Source organism: Flavobacterium sp. CF108, assembly GCF_900129795.1.
GTDB lineage: Bacteria > Bacteroidota > Bacteroidia > Flavobacteriales > Flavobacteriaceae > Flavobacterium.
Map to the genome: position 1 here is coordinate 342,026 of NZ_FQWW01000005.1, position 16,920 is coordinate 358,945.

At 30.2% G+C, this 16,920-nt stretch carries 15 protein-coding genes; 2 read left to right on the plus strand and 13 right to left on the minus strand.

Annotated features, from left to right (window positions below):
- Positions 1–218 precede the first annotated feature (218 nt).
- Both BUE10_RS15710 and BUE10_RS15715 read left to right on the plus strand, forming a co-directional pair.
- On the plus strand, positions 219–1,202 hold the full coding sequence (locus BUE10_RS15710; protein ID WP_073486898.1) for a putative type IX sorting system protein PorV2: 984 nt from the start codon (positions 219–221) through the stop codon (positions 1,200–1,202).
- 23 nt (positions 1,203–1,225) lie between these two features.
- Positions 1,226–2,365: a lipoprotein N-acyltransferase Lnb domain-containing protein gene (locus BUE10_RS15715; protein WP_073486597.1), complete on the plus strand. Its 1,140-nt coding sequence runs from the start codon at positions 1,226–1,228 to the stop codon at positions 2,363–2,365.
- 2 nt (positions 2,366–2,367) lie between these two features.
- On the opposite strand, the gene BUE10_RS15720 is transcribed toward BUE10_RS15715, so the two are convergent.
- From BUE10_RS15720 to BUE10_RS15780, 13 genes are all read right to left on the minus strand, one after another.
- On the minus strand, positions 2,368–3,762 hold the full coding sequence (locus tag BUE10_RS15720; RefSeq protein WP_073486598.1) for an exopolysaccharide biosynthesis polyprenyl glycosylphosphotransferase: 1,395 nt from the start codon (positions 3,760–3,762) through the stop codon (positions 2,368–2,370).
- Between the two features lie 56 nt (positions 3,763–3,818).
- Positions 3,819–5,165, minus strand: coding sequence for an O-antigen ligase family protein (locus BUE10_RS15725; RefSeq protein WP_073486599.1), 1,347 nt, complete (start codon positions 5,163–5,165; stop codon positions 3,819–3,821).
- A 2-nt stretch (positions 5,166–5,167) separates the two neighbouring features.
- On the minus strand, positions 5,168–6,241 hold the full coding sequence (locus BUE10_RS15730) for a glycosyltransferase (protein ID WP_073486600.1): 1,074 nt from the start codon (positions 6,239–6,241) through the stop codon (positions 5,168–5,170).
- A complete protein-coding gene (locus tag BUE10_RS15735) occupies positions 6,238–7,356 on the minus strand; it encodes a glycosyltransferase family 4 protein (RefSeq protein WP_073486899.1) in 1,119 nt (372 codons plus the stop codon). Before BUE10_RS15735 ends, BUE10_RS15730 begins: the two co-directional genes overlap by 4 nt.
- A 13-nt stretch (positions 7,357–7,369) precedes the next feature.
- Positions 7,370–8,485, minus strand: a complete 1,116-nt coding sequence (locus BUE10_RS15740; RefSeq protein ID WP_073486601.1) for a glycosyltransferase family 4 protein — start codon at positions 8,483–8,485, stop codon at positions 7,370–7,372.
- 75 nt (positions 8,486–8,560) lie between these two features.
- Positions 8,561–9,697: a glycosyltransferase family 4 protein gene (locus BUE10_RS15745; protein ID WP_073486602.1), complete on the minus strand. Its 1,137-nt coding sequence runs from the start codon at positions 9,695–9,697 to the stop codon at positions 8,561–8,563.
- A gap of 6 nt (positions 9,698–9,703) precedes the next feature.
- Positions 9,704–11,077 carry a hypothetical protein gene (locus BUE10_RS15750; RefSeq protein ID WP_073486603.1) on the minus strand — a complete coding sequence of 458 codons (1,374 nt, stop codon included), beginning with the start codon at positions 11,075–11,077 and terminating at the stop codon, positions 9,704–9,706.
- Positions 11,078–11,087: 10 nt separating this feature from the next.
- Complete coding sequence (locus BUE10_RS15755; protein ID WP_073486604.1) at positions 11,088–11,969, minus strand: hypothetical protein; 882 nt, start codon at positions 11,967–11,969, stop codon at positions 11,088–11,090.
- Positions 11,969–13,402, minus strand: coding sequence for an MBOAT family O-acyltransferase (locus BUE10_RS15760; RefSeq protein ID WP_073486605.1), 1,434 nt, complete (start codon positions 13,400–13,402; stop codon positions 11,969–11,971). The genes BUE10_RS15755 and BUE10_RS15760 overlap by 1 nt, the downstream gene beginning before the upstream one ends.
- A gap of 32 nt (positions 13,403–13,434) precedes the next feature.
- A complete protein-coding gene (gene neuC / locus BUE10_RS15765; protein WP_073486606.1) occupies positions 13,435–14,568 on the minus strand; it encodes a UDP-N-acetylglucosamine 2-epimerase in 1,134 nt (377 codons plus the stop codon).
- On the minus strand, positions 14,561–15,601 hold the full coding sequence (gene neuB / locus BUE10_RS15770; RefSeq protein WP_073486607.1) for an N-acetylneuraminate synthase: 1,041 nt from the start codon (positions 15,599–15,601) through the stop codon (positions 14,561–14,563). Before neuB ends, neuC begins: the two co-directional genes overlap by 8 nt.
- Positions 15,602–15,621: 20 nt before the next feature.
- Positions 15,622–16,284, minus strand: coding sequence for an acylneuraminate cytidylyltransferase family protein (locus tag BUE10_RS15775; protein ID WP_073486608.1), 663 nt, complete (start codon positions 16,282–16,284; stop codon positions 15,622–15,624).
- Positions 16,277–16,915, minus strand: a complete 639-nt coding sequence (locus BUE10_RS15780) for a CatB-related O-acetyltransferase (RefSeq protein WP_159439063.1) — start codon at positions 16,913–16,915, stop codon at positions 16,277–16,279. The genes BUE10_RS15775 and BUE10_RS15780 overlap by 8 nt, the downstream gene beginning before the upstream one ends.
- Between the last annotated feature and the right edge of the window lie 5 nt (positions 16,916–16,920).

The window sequence follows — 16,920 nt, forward strand, 5'->3', positions numbered from 1 at the left end:
CGTGTTTTCGCAATTGTTTTTTATTTGAAATTCTAACTTTCGCAATATTTCTAAAAAGGAAGAAATTAGATGGGTAAAATATTATATTTTTGATGAAAATTAAAAACAGGCATTAGTCTGCAAAAAAACAGCTTTTGAAAAAACTTTCTGTGTTTTTATTATTTTGGAGTTTAACTTCGCAATATGCACAAACCGTTCGAAAATATTCGAATGAGTTTATGAATATTGGTGTCGATGCTGCAGCGTTGGGAATGTCTAGTGCTGTGACTGCTTCTACAAATGATGTAAATGCTGTTTATTGGAATCCGGCTGGTTTAACGCATCTGGAAGACCACCAAGTTTCGTTAATGCACGCTAGTTATTTTGCCAATATTGCGCAATATGATTTTATTGGCTACGCAAGTCCTATTGATGATCGAAGTGCCTGGGGAATTTCGATGATTCGTTTTGGAGTTGATGATATTATGGATACGACTCAATTAATCGACAGTCAGGGAAATATTGATTACAACAGAATTCGTTTATTTTCTACAGCCGATTATGGTTTTACTTTTTCATATGCCAGAAAACTTCCTGTTGAAGGATTTCAATATGGTGTAAATGCAAAAATTATCCGAAGAGTGATTGGAAAATTTGCCAATTCATGGGGTTTTGGTTTTGATGTTGGACTTCAGTTTGAACATAACGACTGGAAATTTGGATTGATGCTGCGCGATATTACGACAACTTATAATGTTTGGAATATTGATGAGGAAGAATATGCAAAAATTGCCAATGCGATTCCGGGAGAAAATAACGAATTACCAGAAAGTACCGAAATTACTTTACCAAAAGCGCAATTAGGAGTTTCTAAAAAATTTGAATTCCATGATGATTACAGCCTTTTGGCGGCAGGAAATTTAAACATGCGTTTTGAACAGACAAACGATATTATTTCGTCTAAAGCTGTGAGTATTGATCCTTCACTTGGTTTTGAATTTGGCTATACCGATATTGTCTTTTTAAGAGCCGGAGCTGGAAATTTTCAAAATGTGATGCAGTTAGATAATAGCGAAAAATTAAGTTTTCAACCTAATATTGGTCTTGGATTTAAATACAAAGGCATTCAGATTGATTACGCTTTAACTGATTTAGGAAATCAAAGTGCGGCTTTGTATTCTAATATTTTCTCTATAAAAGTTGATCTTGGTATTTTTAGATAATAAACTTCTTAAAATTTTAAATTATGAAAAAAGTCCTTTTACAAAAAACACTTTTTAGTTTACTATTATTACTAAGTTTTACTATTGGTTTTGGTCAAAACATACCATTATCAAAATACGCTAAAATAAGCGTCATTACCTGCGGATTAGGGAATGAAACGTATTCTTATTTTGGACATACTGCCATTCGTGTTGCAGACCCAATAAACAATCTTGATGTAGTTTATAATTACGGTGCTTTTGATTTTAGAACACCCAATTTTGTTGCCAAATTTACAAAAGGTGACTTGCAGTATTTTGTAGTCGCTCATTCATTTGCGGATTTTCTAAATGATTATACTTATGAAAAAAGAAGTGTTTTTGAGCAGGAATTACTTCTTTCTCCTGAATTAAAACAGAAACTTTTTGATAAATTAAATACTGTTTTATTATCCGAAGAACGTTACTATACTTATAAGTTTATTGATAAAAATTGTACATCGATGGTTGTTGATGTTATCAATTCAACTTTAGGCGGAAATGTAATTGTAAAAAAGAATGATACTGATAAAACTTATCGCTCTGTTTTGTTCCCTTATTTTAAAGGGCATTTTTATGATCAATTGGGAACCAGTATTATTTTTGGAACTAAAGTAGATCAATTAGCCACTAGAATTTTTCTTCCTTTTGACTTAAAAAATAGTTTAGACGAAACAACCTTTCAAGGTCATCTTTTAGCGGGAAAGAGTAAAACACTTTTAAGTTTTGAGAAAGAAACTCCAACTTCTTGGTGGAATAACATTTATACTTATTTACTTATTTTAGGGTTTGTAGTTGTTGTACACAACAAAATTGTAGATAAAATCTATCTTTTGATTTTATCTTTAATGGGAATCTTTTTTGTTTCGGTTGGATTTTATTCTTTTCACCAAGAACTGGCGATGAATTATAACGTGTTACTATTTAGTCCGCTTTTACTGCTTTTGATTTTCTTTTCTATTGTAAAGAACAAAAGATGGACTTATAGATTTGCTGTTTTACATTTAATTTTTCTAGTTGTCTACAGCCTATTTATGATCAATAAGGCACATTTTTTAATTGTACTGCCAATGATCATTACAAGTGGTTTTGTTTTGGTAAGGGTTGTAATACGAAATGTAAAACGTATACCAATAATAATCTAACATTATTGGCCTCTGTAAAATAAAACAGTTGTAATTGTTTTAAAAGTAATACTTAAATCAAGGAAAACACTTCTGTGTTTGATGTAGTATAAATCATATTGCAGTTTTATCAAACTTTCATCAATCGATTCTCCATAGGAATAATTTACCTGTGCCCAGCCGGTAAGTCCCGGTTTAATTACATGGCGAGTTTCGTAAAAAGGCATTACTCGGGCTATTTCCTCCACAAAAAATGGTCTTTCGGGTCTTGGGCCAATTACAGCCATATCTCCTTTTAAAATATTATAAAACTGCGGTAATTCGTCTATTCTGGATTTACGCATGAATTTTCCAAATGGAGTAATTCTTTTATCATTAAAAACGGCAAAAACAGCACCATTTGTTTCAGAAGCTTCAATCATGGTTCTGAATTTATAAATCTTAAAAACATTGCCGTTCTTTCCAACGCGGTCTTGTGTATAAAAAAGACTGCCTTTGTTTCCGATAAGATTTGCGATAGAAATAAAGGGAATGAAAACCGTGCAGATTATTAAACCTGTAAAAGAGAACAAGAGTTCTATGAAACGTATTAAAAACAAATACAATTTATTGTTATTGCTGCGGCTGAAAGGAAAAAAACGATAAAAATCACGAGCTATATAATGTACAGGAATACGTTGTGTTTTGCTTTCGTAAACTTGTGTATATTCTCGAATTACATTTCCGGATTCTAGTAAGTGAAGTAATTGCTGGTATAAATCGGCGGTGATTCCATCGGTTTTTTGAGAGGCAATTACAATTTCTGAAACGTTATTTTTGATTACAAAATCTTCTAATTCACTTTTATCAATTTCTTTTACATAATGAAAATCAGAATTTGTTGTAGAAAGAGAATCGGAATTAACAAATCCTATAATTTTATAATGCGGGTCAACATTTTCCAATCCTAATACTAATTCCTCCACCTCACCTTGATCACATATTAAAACTACATTTTGAGAAAAACGATGTGATGCCAGAAATAATGCATAGAAAAAACGCCATAATAGAACTGTAAAAACTAATGTGAAATAAAAGATTAATATTACTAGTCTTTGCTTTGGGAGTTCAGGTGATAAAATCGGTGTAAGAAGATATACTAAAACTGTTGAAGATACTGAAAGGACAACACTTTTGAGTATTTGAAACTGATTACTTGCAACCTGTAGATTATACATTTCGAAAATCGTTCCAAAAATATATAGATATCCAACAAGGATTATAGGTCGATAAATAGTCTGTATTTCGAAAGCAAAATAATGATAGTCAAAAAAGAAACTTAAGAAATACAATGTAGACAAAACGAAAATAGTATCAAAAGCAAAAAGCAAAACTTTTCGTTCTGAAATTTCAAAATGCATTTTATTAGTTGAACGCATATTATGGCAGGTTTAGGGGCTTAAACTTGGGGCAAATGTATTATAAAAAACGAAACTTACTTTAGGTTATTACTTGTTTTTTCAGGAATCTTAACTTGTACTGAAAGAAGTGTAAGAGCATACACAAAAGCAGGAGCAGCAATTCGCATAGCAGCGTGATTTATAGTAAGAAGCCAAAAAAGAAAGAAAGAAAAAAAATACAAATGCTGTTGATTGTTTATATAAATTACAAATGGAACAATAAACAAAATCAAAAAACCAAAAATTCCAAATAAACCATGCTCGCTTAACATACGCGATATTTCGTTATGAGCGGCAACTGATTGTCCTAGTGATTCTTTTCTTATGTCTTTTCCCATTCCTGCACCAATTCCTAAAATCGGATTCTCCAAAAACAATTCTAAATCAGCACCAATAATAGCTTCTCTTCCTCCTAAACGATCATTCTTTTCTCGTCCTTTAGCATCTTTATTCGCATATCTTTTTTCAATAAGCCCTCTAGTTTGCGATGAAGTATAACTCCAAATCCCCATTCCAAGAACACTTATAAGTAATAAAATTAGACCTACTTTATTTTTTCCTCTTTTATTTGATAAATAATACAGTAAGAATAACAAACAAATAATCATTACCACTCCTGTTATTACTCCTCCTCTTGAAAAAGTTGCTATTGCTCTGTAGCTTACAAATATTAACAAAATACTGTTTAAGACTATTTCTTTTTTTGACTTTGAAGAAAGAGCAAATTGTGAAAAAAATATAAATATTCCCAATCCCAAAATTGTTGAAACTTGATTAGGGCCGAATCCTCCTGAAGTTTCAAAATTCGACTGCGTTCCTGTTACAACATCTCTCACACTTGGATTATATAAAAATAAATATGTGATTGTTGTAATTATAGGTAAGCCCATAACAATTAGAACATTTTGTAAGTTGGAAAATAATATCCTTCTTTTATACATATAAATTGATGCAATTGCCAAACACAGGGGGCCTGATAAATTAAAAACTAAAGCTTTTCTAATGTCTGTATTTAGATTTTCGGAGACAGTTGTAACCAAAATACCTGGAATTAATAATAATAAAAAAACCAAATATACTGATGCGTTTATCGAAAAATTACTGTAGATCATTCCAATAAGCATAAAAAAGATAACGAGAAACTTGACATATTCATTATTAAAATTACCTCCTGTCATCCTCAAGAAAACCTCAACACCTACTAAATAGGCTACTACTAAAAGTACTTCATTATTTTTATTTTTATTTCTAACAATAAATAGAAGTCCTAATACTGGTACAAGAAGCCCATAAATTTTAGATAAAAAAGGCACAACAAAAATAGCCAAAGCAATAGCAGCATGAATCAAGACAAGATGACTATATGATAATGTTTTTTTCATGATTAATTACTTTTGTACAAAAGTATCAACTTATTAATTACTTCTTCTTCTGAATAATTATTAAGTATTGATTGTTTTAAATTTTTGACAACTCTCTTTCTTAATGGTTCGTTTCCTGTTATTTTTAATAACTGAGATTTTACTTCCAATTCATTTTCCGGGTTAAATAATAAACCGGAATAATCATTTTTTATAATTTCAGAACAATAACCAACATTTGTAGTAACAACAGCTAAACCTGCTAAACCATATTCTAACAATGTTACCGGAAAACCTTCTTCTGTTGAGGATAAAACTCCAATTGTTCCTTGAGATAAAACATAAGGAATGTCATTTCTTTCGCCATACAAATGTATATGTTTTTCTAAAGAGTTTGATTTGATAAATGACTTTATGGATTCTGAATAAGCATCAAAATAATCTTTTCCTATTAAATGCAAACTCCAATCTGAATCTTTTAATCCTAATTCAAAAAAAGATTTTAGAATTAAAATATGATTTTTAGGATTTTTTAAATTTGCTAAAAAAACAATCCTTTTTCCCTCTATTCCCTTTAAATTGGTAGTTTTTTCCAAGTCATTTTTTTCGGTGGTAAAATTAGGAACAAAGGTTACTCTTTTACATAGCATATTTTTTTTATTCCATTCTTTCAATTGATTACTAACTACAAAAATTGAATAAAAAAAAAGAGACAAAGAAATTAAGGTTTTGTTTTTAAATTTTGATTCTTTTATTCTGGTTCCGTAATGATCATGCCAAAATATTTTAATTCTTGGCAAAGTCAATTTTACTAAAACTGCAATAAAAAATGAAGAACCATGAGCATGTATAATTTCAACTTTATTGCTTTTTATATATTTTCGCAGTCTAAAAGTGCTTTTTATATCTATCGCTTTTTTTTTATTTAAAAACAAATAAGATACCTTACCATTTATCTGTTTAACCAATTGGCCTTGTTTCCTTGTAGCTATTAAGCCTGAAAATTTTATTTTTCCAGATAAGGCATTTGCATAATTTACTGCCATTCTTTCAGCCCCGCCTGCTTCTAAAGAATCTATTATTTGAACAACTCTCATTTTATAATCAGTTTTTCTATTTCAGTTTCAAAAACCTCAGTAGTATAATTTTGGGACCATTCAGCAGCTAACTTACCTATTTTAATATAATTGGTTTGATCTAAAAGTAAATTTTCAATTCGCACCAAATCTTTCTCTAAATTCATTTCCAGCAAAATTCCTCTTTTACCTTTATCAAGCATATATGATATACATGAAACGTTTGTAGACAAGGGAACATTACTCCAAAACATTCCTTCAGCAACAGCTTTTGGCCAACCCTCGCTTTTTGATGGTAAAATAACAAAATGACTTCTTTTATAAGCATCTTTTATAATATCCTGATTTTGATTCCCATGTAAAAAAACCAAATCCTCAAGCTTATTTTCTTGAATATAATTTTCTATATTATTTCTTTCCGGTCCTTCGCCAAATATGTTGAGCATAACCTTGGTTTCTTTTTTAACTAAACCATTTATTAGTTTTAAAGCATACATTGGATTTTTACCTGTAACTAAACTTCCCACAAAAACAAATTCTGCTCCCAGGTTTAAGTTTCTCTTTTGTATTACTCCTTTTTCATAATCTGAATAAGTTGCCGTAAAAAAAGACTTTATATTTTTTGATTGATTTTCCCATTCGCCATACACTAAAACCTGCATATTTCGGGTTAAAAATGTATTATTTAATATATATTTTTGCAAATTATAAGTCCAAGGCTGTTTACTTTTTGGGTCCCAGTTTCCTGCATATTTTGCTGTTTTTATTTTATTAGGAAAAAAAACCTGAACGAAACAACTAATCAATCCTACATTTCCAGGACAGCGTAAATGAATATGATCAGAATTTTGCATTGCCATAAATATTTTCCAGATTATCAAGGGTAAATTGAGCATGCTTTTTAAAATCCGTAAAGGACGATTAAATGCTAAAGCAGGTATTTCATTAAAACTTATTTTAGAATGTTGATAAGCCAAATCAATATTCCCTCCTTTTTCTTTACTAAAAGGAGCTACAATAGTAACATTATCAACATGTTTTAACCAAATATTCATCTCTCTAATATAAGGTCCATAGCCTAATAAGAGCGAATCATCTTTATAATGAATAACGTGAGTAATGATGGTAAAGTTCATGGAGTTTGAATTTTTATTTAATAACTGATAAGGTTTCAATTATTTTTTTCATTACTGTGCAATAGCTATCTGTTCCAAATTTTTTCAAATATGTTTTTCTTGCTTCGATTCCCATATTAATGTGATTATCAAAATTATTCTCAACGTTTTCAAATAATGAGATCATTCCTTCTAAAGTTGGATTAAATTTAAAACAATCTATTTCATCTTTAAGTTCTTTAGTCAACCCCGTATTATTTGAAATTAGTAGTGGTGTATGGTTCATCATTGACTCCAAACCAACTGTTGGTAAATTATCAAATTTTGACGGTATAATTGTGTAGTGACTTTTGTTTAAATACTGATCTATTTCGTTATAGGATAATGCTCCTTGAAAATTTATATCCGTATTAACATTACATAATTTCAATACTTGATCATATTGACTTCCGCTTCCAGCAATATTTAGAATAATCTTCGACATTTGAAACTTCTTTTTATAAGCTAAAAAAGCATTTATTAATTCAATAATTCCTTTTGAGGGTTCTAAACGTCCCAAATAAGAAATTACAATAAAATTCGAATCCATAACTATTTTTCCACTGAATCTATCTCTCATTGGGTTAAGAATTTTTACACTATTCTTACATTGAAAATATTTCTTCAAATCTTCCCTAGCAAAATCTGAAGGACATATTATCAAGTCAGCAAACCATTTATAAAGTAATTTCTTTCTGTTTTTTTTAAGGTTCTTTTTAAAAGATGATACCGAAACATCTTCATTAATTTGACTTGATAATGTATGATAATAAGGAAGGGTTTTAACTCTTCCTAACGAAAGTATTTTTGAGACTATTGTAGTAATATTAACATTTACAAAATGACTTATTACAATACTTGGCTTGTATTTAAGATAAATTTTTGCATACCAAAGCGCATCAGAAATTTTAACAGGTCGGTTTTCTGTTGGCCAAGAATAAACTAATAACTCTCCCTTATCAATATTTTCTCTGAATGGTTTACTAAAAAAAGGTTTATGAGATATAAAGACAACTCTTCTGCCATCATTAGCCAAACTTTGAGCTAAACAATAACTCATATAAGCAAATGACCCCTTGGTATAATTATGTGCAATTAAAATTGTTTTCATTTTTATATTTCATTAAAACTGTCAAATTCACATCTTCGGCTTGTGAATCATACCTCGAATGCTTTCTATACAAAATTACATTTTATAAAAATCAATATTTTGACAAACGATATTTTCGAGTCCATATTTTTTAAGAACTTGTTCTCTGGCTTTTTTACCTATTTCTTTTGCTTCTTGTTTATTAAATAAAATCCAAATGATTTTTTCAGCAATATCCTTTGGGCAGTAAGGATCACATAATAATCCAGTCTTATAATTTTCTATAGCCTCAGGACCAGGTCCCAATTTTGTAAAAACAACTGGTTTTTCCATAGCCATTGCTTCAGGTGCAACTAATCCCTGAGTTTCCATATGAGAAGGGAATACGCAAACCGAAGCACTTGAATATGCTTTCGGAATATCAGAATAAGGAATAGCCCCATGAAAATTAATACTTTTAGAAATTTCTCCAAGTTTTATTAATTCTTTGTCCTTCAACATTTTTATATAGGATGTGCCATCTGAAAAAAACCAATCTCTACCATAAATTTCTAATGTTGCGTTCGGAAATTCTTTCTTAACGAATGGAAGAGCCTGAATCAACTGGCGTATTCCTTTTTTTTCGCAGACCGTTCCAGCAAAAACAATCTTGTTGTCAGATTCATTTTCAATTATTGGTTGAAAAAAATCTGTATCAATAGGATTGCTTATGTAAGCTATTGGTTTATTATTATAGCTTAAATATTGTTCCGTATGTTTTTTTACATATTGAGAAACGGCAATAAAAGCATCTGCTTTACTAAAAGATTTTTTTTCCTGAAATCCTTTCCATTTATTAATTTTCCTGTTTTCACTTTCAGCAAAAAAATGATGTCCTCCGTGTAAACGGATAATGTATTTTATATCTTTTATTTTAGAAAGTAAAGCAAGTCCAAGTTCAGAAGATTCAATGATGTGTATCGGATTTTCTTTATGAATCTCTTTAATTTTTTTATTCAGTGCCTTCGAATTAAAATACCAGGAAAATCCTTTTATTGTGCTTTTTTTTAATCGATAAACATTTATTCCTTCTACAATTTCAGATTCATTATTTGGAGTATAGTTAATTCCGATAACTGATATTTGAAAATCTTTTTTAGCCAACGAAACTGCCAGCGTTTTAACAAAACTGCCTATTCCTCCATGGGGATGCCCTTTTTTTGGAAATTCATTAGTTATGAAACAGATGTGCATATCTATCTAATTTATTATTTTGCGAATATTATTAGATGCATTTTTATAATCTCCAAGTATTATTTCTTTCCAATGGATCATATCAACATTCTTGTTTATCTGCAAAACAACCTTTTGAGCAATTTCATCTTTACTATTCAACCAAATAATGGAATTTTCATTTGGCATACTTCTAAAATGTTGAAATTGATAAATGGTTTTTACAGACCAATCTTTCACGTTTTTATTTGACTGGTCATAATTAATAAATATACAGGGCTTATTAAACATTTCAAAATCAAAAGCCATAGTAGAACCAACATTTATAACTATATCAGAATAAAATGCTGTACTTACTAACAACTTTACATCGTCGAAAGTTGGATAAACTGTATTCCACTCTTTTGATTTACTGAAATACCATAAGGGCGGTGCTTCTTTAATTAAATCTTTGTATTGCTCTACGATCTTATCAAATCTTCCTGAGAAATCAACCGGGCATCTTCTTAATAAAATTTGATATTCATTCTGCAAATTTGCTTTGATAATTTCCTCGGCTATATCTTTCAAATAACTTGGATCATCTGGAGAAGTTTTAGTGTCATCCCCAGAAAAGCAAATAATTCTTTTGTTTAAATCTAAATTATATTTCTGATAGAAAATTTCTTTATCAATTATATTTTTTGGTTCATCGTAAAACTCAAACTGTGGAGTTCCTGTAATATGAATATTTTCTGTTGGAATTTCAGGATAATATAGTTTCAATTCATTTTTCATATAATCAGACCACACTAAATAATTCTCTGCACGCAATGCTAACCGAGCTTTAGGCAAATTATCCCAAGAATAAATCACAGTACTTGTTTTAATTCCCAAATCAATTGCTGCAGCAAAAATTGGAGCTGCATTTAATGCTCTTTGATGTGAACAGAAAACATGATCAATTTGGGCATGTTTCAGAATATTTCTTACTTCATTGTAAAATGAATTTTGACGAATAGCTTTCTGATACATTTTTTCAAGTTTTAAAATGCTTGAATACTTTTTAAAAAAGACTGATAATAACTCTATTACCTTATAGAATATCTTTTTTGAAAATCCTTTCTGTTTCCAATTCCAATTTGTTAATAAGGTTGGATTATTAACTTTAGAATTGTTGTAATATAATCTTGACAGACAAATTAATTCTCTTAAAAACTTTTCTCTAACAGACTCCCTATAGGATGGAATTAAAAATTCCTCATTAATTGGAATGTTTTTCTTAATAGCTGTTATGGTTTCTGGATCGAAATTATGAAACAGAATTGTATCTTTTTTTAAATTACTGAAAACATTAGAATAAAGATAATTTCTAATTCCAACTCCATCAGGAAACAGCAATACTATTTTATTTTTTTCCATCGAAAAAAGATTATTTCTTAAAAAAATCTTTTAAAATTCTTTCCGTAAACTTCTTTGAACCAGCATCATTCATATGGCCACAGGATGCAAAGTATTTATCTTCAATTACAACATTTTCATAATTATGAATTTCAGGATATATTTTTTTTACCTTATCAAAGTAATTCATTCCTTTAGTATTTTCACACATTGGTGTCATCACTGAAATGAAATTAATGTTATTAGCTTTGCAAATATTTTTAATTTCTTCGTAATATTTATTGTGTTTTAATGGGTTTAAATTGACAATATTATTTTTCATATTGCCATTTTTATGTTTTACCAAAGGATAATAACCCAAATTATCTAAAGCGTTTGTTTTTTTATCAATTGAAATAAAAAAAGTTTCTCTAAACCCTATTTTGCCATCATATTTAATATATCTATAAAATGGAATGTAATAGAGTTCATTAAAATCTGCTTCATTTGAAAAGTGATCTTTAATAACTTCTGAATTATGAATATAAGGCAGGAATCTTGCAGAAATCCCTTCTGCCTGATGTTCATTAGACAAATTCAAGTCGGCTTCAAGGATGACATTTTTGATTTCGTATTTTCTTTCAATCATTAATTTCAACATCAAAGAGGCCTCAAATAAATGCCCGCCGCTCATTCCGTAATTGAATGCTTTTAGTCCTTTGTCTTCAAACATTTGTGCCACAAAATGATTATTTGCTCTTGAAGATCCTAAAAAAACAACATCATATTTCTGGGCTTTTGAATTGAATACCTTTTCAATTTTTCCTCTATTATTAGAACGCATAAAAACATAAGTATACAAACCATCTAATAGAAATGCAATTAAAACGGTTACTAAAATAATTTTAGCGATATAAATTAAAAACTTCTTCATTAAAACTGAAAATATATAAATTCTTTATAATCTGAAAAAGTTCCGAAAGCCATAATGGCTAAGATTGCCAACGCTACTTTTAAGGTGCTCCATTTTCCAGAAAGTGGTTCTACTTTGCTGCGATTATTCCATTCGATTAAAACAAATATTCCAATCATAAGTAACAATTCGTAACTATAACGCTCGTTATCTAAATACTGAAAACTAAAATCTTTACTGGTAATAATTCGCTTTAAATACAAAACAGCATCTGTAATTGTTTTAGCTCTAAAAAATACCCAAGCAATACAGGTTAATGCAAAGGTGTAAAGTATGCTTAAGAATACTTTTACAGAATCAAAATTAAATTTGAGCTGAATTGTGTCCATGTTATTTCGATTACTGTTTGATAGAAGCAATGGCAGAAAATAAACTGCATTTATGAATCCCCAGGCTAGGTATGTCCAGTTTGCACCGTGCCAAAAACCACTCACAACAAAAATGATGAATGTGTTTCTTATTTTCATCCAAAGTCCGCCTTTACTTCCTCCTAACGGGATATATAAATAATCTCGAAACCAAGAAGAAAGTGAAATATGCCAGCGACGCCAAAACTCTGCTATATCTCTTGAAAAATAAGGATAATTGAAGTTTCGCAATAAATCTAAACCAAACAATTTGGATACACCGAGTGCAATGTCTGAATATCCTGAGAAGTCTCCATAAATTTGAAAAGCAAAATATACAGCTCCTAAAATAAGTGAGAAGGAATTCATTGAAGTATAATTATCGAAAACCGCATTGGCATAAGGCGCACAAGTATCTGCAATAATTACCTTTTTTACTAAGCCCCAAATAATTTGATAAACTCCTTGTTTTGCATTTTCTAAATCAAATTCACGCTTAACTTTTATTTCTGGGAGTAAGTGTGTTGCTCTTTCAATTGGTCCGGCAACCAGCAGTGGAAAATAACTCACAAATAAGGAATAATCTACAAAGTTATATTCGGCTTTTATTCTTTTAAAATAAATATCGATGACATAAGAAAGTCCGTGGAAAGTATAAAATGAAATTCCGACAGGCAAAATAACATTCAGTAAAAATGGACTTGCTTTTACTCCTGCTGAATTTAATAATTCTGAAAATGAAGAGGCAAAGAAATTATAATATTTGAAAACTCCTAAAAATCCCAGATTGACCAAAATACTTAACCAAAACCAAAATTTTCGGCTTTTCTCTGATTTTCCTTTTTCAATTTGAATTCCTGTGTAATAATCCAGAAAAGTTGAGAAAACCAATAAAAACAGAAATCTCCAATCCCAACAAGAATAAAAATAATAACTGGCAATGATTAATAAAGCATTTTGGGTGCTTTTGTTTTTGTTAAAAACAAACCAATACAGGAAAAAGACAATTGGTAAAAAGATAGCAAATGCTATGGAGTTAAAAAACATAAGTACTTAAAATGGTATTTGTAAACCGAGAATTATATATCTCTAAATTGTTTCTGGTGATTTAGCTGCCAAATATCGTTTTTCTTTAGTGATTGCAAAAACAATTCGTTACTATTTCCTTCTCCAAAATCATTATCTGAAACCTGAACTTTGTGAGAATCTATTTTAGAAAGAGCTTCAAGAATATCTTTCTTTGAATAATTGACATTGATAATATCTGCATGAACAGCTCTGTTTTGCTGACGGGTTCCTATATTTATAATTGGGATTCCATAATAAGGAGCTTCGCGAATTCCTGCACTGCTGTTGCCAATTATAAATTGACTGTTTTTTAATAATGTTAGAAAATATTCGAATCGCAATGATGGGAAAATTCTGAATCTTTTATTTCCTTCCAGTCTTTTAAATTCGTCAATTATGAATTGGCTTCCCAAATCATTGTTTGGAAAAATAACAATATAGTTACGATTATCTTTTAATAAACAGTCAACAAAAGTAACGGCATACTCTTTCATCGAATTGAACTCTGTTGTAACTGGGTGAAACATTACAAGTGCATAATCATTAAAAGAAATCTGATAATATTGTTTTGCTGTTTCAGGAGAAGGCAGATTGTTAGAAAACATAATATCTATATCTGGCGAACCAATGGTAAAAATAGATTCTTTTACCTCTCCCATTTGCTGCAACCTTTTTGCGGCTTGCTTATTTGATACAAAATGTATGTGGCTTAGTTTACTAACACTATGACGAATTAATTCATCAACAGTTCCGGAAACTTCACCGCCTTCAATATGAGCTACTAAAATATTATTTAATGATCCTACTATGGCTCCGGCAAGTGTTTCTACTCTGTCTCCATGCACGACAATCATATCTGGCTTTATGGTTTTACAATAATTTGACAAACCTTCAATGGTTTTTGCCAATGTCAAATCCATTGTAGTTTCGTGCGTATGATTTTCGAAAGTAAAAACGTTTTTAAAATTGCAACGTTCTATTTCGATCAATGTATAGCCATAAATTTCCTGCAGATGCATTCCGGTAACGAAAACAAAAGTTTCAAAATCCTGCTGTTCTTCGAGAGTTTGAATAAGAGATTTTATTTTCCCGAAATCTGCACGGGTGCCGGTAAGAAATAATATTTTTTTTGGCGGATTACTCAAAATCAGTAAAATCTAATTGCTCGTCATTTTCAATATCCCTCACAGCAGTTTTTCCAATTAAATCATTAAAGTGTTCTGCTAAAATTTTACCAGTTCCGGGACGTTTAACCCAAATATTTTCTTTAGATAAAATCTCTCCTTTTTTAATTGCTTTTATAGCACAAACGGTAGCAAAAGCAAAATCAATTGTTACTTGTTCTTCAAGAGCAGGTTTTTTAGTTCCGCCTCGCATTAAGGCAATTTCTGCACTTGAAACAATTAATTCGGCACATGCTTTTTCATCCATACTGCAAACAATATCCGGACCTGTTCGTTGCATATGATCTGTAAAATGTCTTTCTAAAATACTTGCCCCAAGCGCTACTGCACCTAAACAAGCATTATTATTAAGAGTATGATCGCTTAATCCTAATACTTTGTCTGGAAAAGCTTCGTGAAGTTCGACCATGGCTCCAAAACGAACTAAATGAATTGGTGTTGGATATAAATTTGTAGTATGCAATAAAGCAACTGGAATGTTGTGTTTATCAAAAATCGCAACAGCTTTTTGAATACTTTCTATTGTATTCATTCCTGTGCTTAAAATTACAGGTTTTCCAAATGAAGCAATATGCTCTAGCAAAGGATAATTGTTGCATTCTCCAGAACCAATTTTATAAGCCGGAATATCAAATTTTTTTAATCTTTCTGCAGCTGCTCTTGAAAAAGGTGTCGAAATAAAAATCATGCCTTTGCTTTCGACATAATTTTTCAATTCTAGTTCTTGAGATTCATTTAGCGAGCATCTTTCCATAATTTCGTAAATAGAAACATCTGCATTTCCTGGAATTACTTTTTTTGCTGCGCCAGACATTTCATCTTCTACAATATGAGTCTGGTGTTTTACTATCTCAACTCCTGCTCTGTATGCAGCATCAACCATTTCTTTTGCTACTTCTAAAGAGCCTTCGTGATTGATTCCGATCTCAGCAATAACTAATGGTGGAAAATCTGGTCCAATTTTACGACCTGCTATTTCTATATATGGATTCATTATTTTTAGGATTTGGGGTTTTATTGTTTTTGATAAAAGTATCTTGCATAATCTAAATCATCGGAATTATCGATATCAATTTGTGCAAAAATATGATTTACTTCGAATGGAAATGCATTTTCTGAAATAATAATATCTTTTAGAATTAAGGAAGCTTTTGAAATATAAAGTAATCCGTTTTCAAAAAAAAGTGGTTCTAAATCCTGACTTCTCTGCCCGATAGTGTAATTAAACGGCTGGAATTTGTTGTTTACAATTTTTCCAAATTTTTGATGATTTCTTGAAACAGTAAATATGCTGTCTAAATTATCATTTTGATATTTTTCAAAAACTTCTTTTAATAAATTTTGAGGACGTAATGGATTTGTAGCTTGTAATAAAACAACATTTTCAACATCTGAGTTAATTGATTGTAAAACATGTTTTAATGCTGAAACTGTTGGCTCTAAATCCCCCGAAAGAGAAATGGGACGATCAATAACTTTTGCTCCAAATTGCAGTGCTATTTTTTTTATTTCAGCATCATCAGTCGAAACATAAACATCATCTATTACTTCATTGTTTTCTTTTGCATATAATATCGAATGAGTAAGCAGAGGTAATTCTCCTAAAAACTGAATGTTTTTTTCAGGTATGCGCTTGGAACCTCCACGGGCAGGGATTATAGCAATAGTCTTATTCATAAATACTATTTTTATTTTGAAAATCTTTAAAAAACAGAGGTTTTATTTTTTCTAACTCAGATTCTGAAAAATTCCACCATTCCAATTCTTCAATTTCCCTAATTATTAATTCAGAGAATCTTTTACCAATTTGTTTTGCAGGAACTCCACCAACAATTGAATAAGGCAAAACATCTTTAGTAACAACAGAACCTGCCGCAATAATTGCTCCATTTCCGACAGTAATATTTCCAACTATTATAGCATTGTGCCCAATCCATACATCATGTCCTATTTGTATTTCCTTTTCTTCTTTAAATTGATTTAAATCTCCTTGAAACAAATTATAATTAATATAAGTTGTAAGATGATGTATAGGATGATTTGTTGCATGAATGGCAACATCAGTACCTATCTGACAATATTTTCCAATTTTAATATTACCAGCAAAAAAGTTATTATATCCTAATGTCGTTGCGTAACCAATGCTTATTTTTCCTGAAAAGTTACATTTATCAGGTACTGCGTTTTTTCCTCCAAAATTTACATTTTGAAGACCTCTTGAAAAACCAGAAAGCAGTACTTTATCTGTTTTTACAGCAGTATTCAAAAAATAATACAAAGATTTTCGAACAAATAATCTTAACTTCATTAACA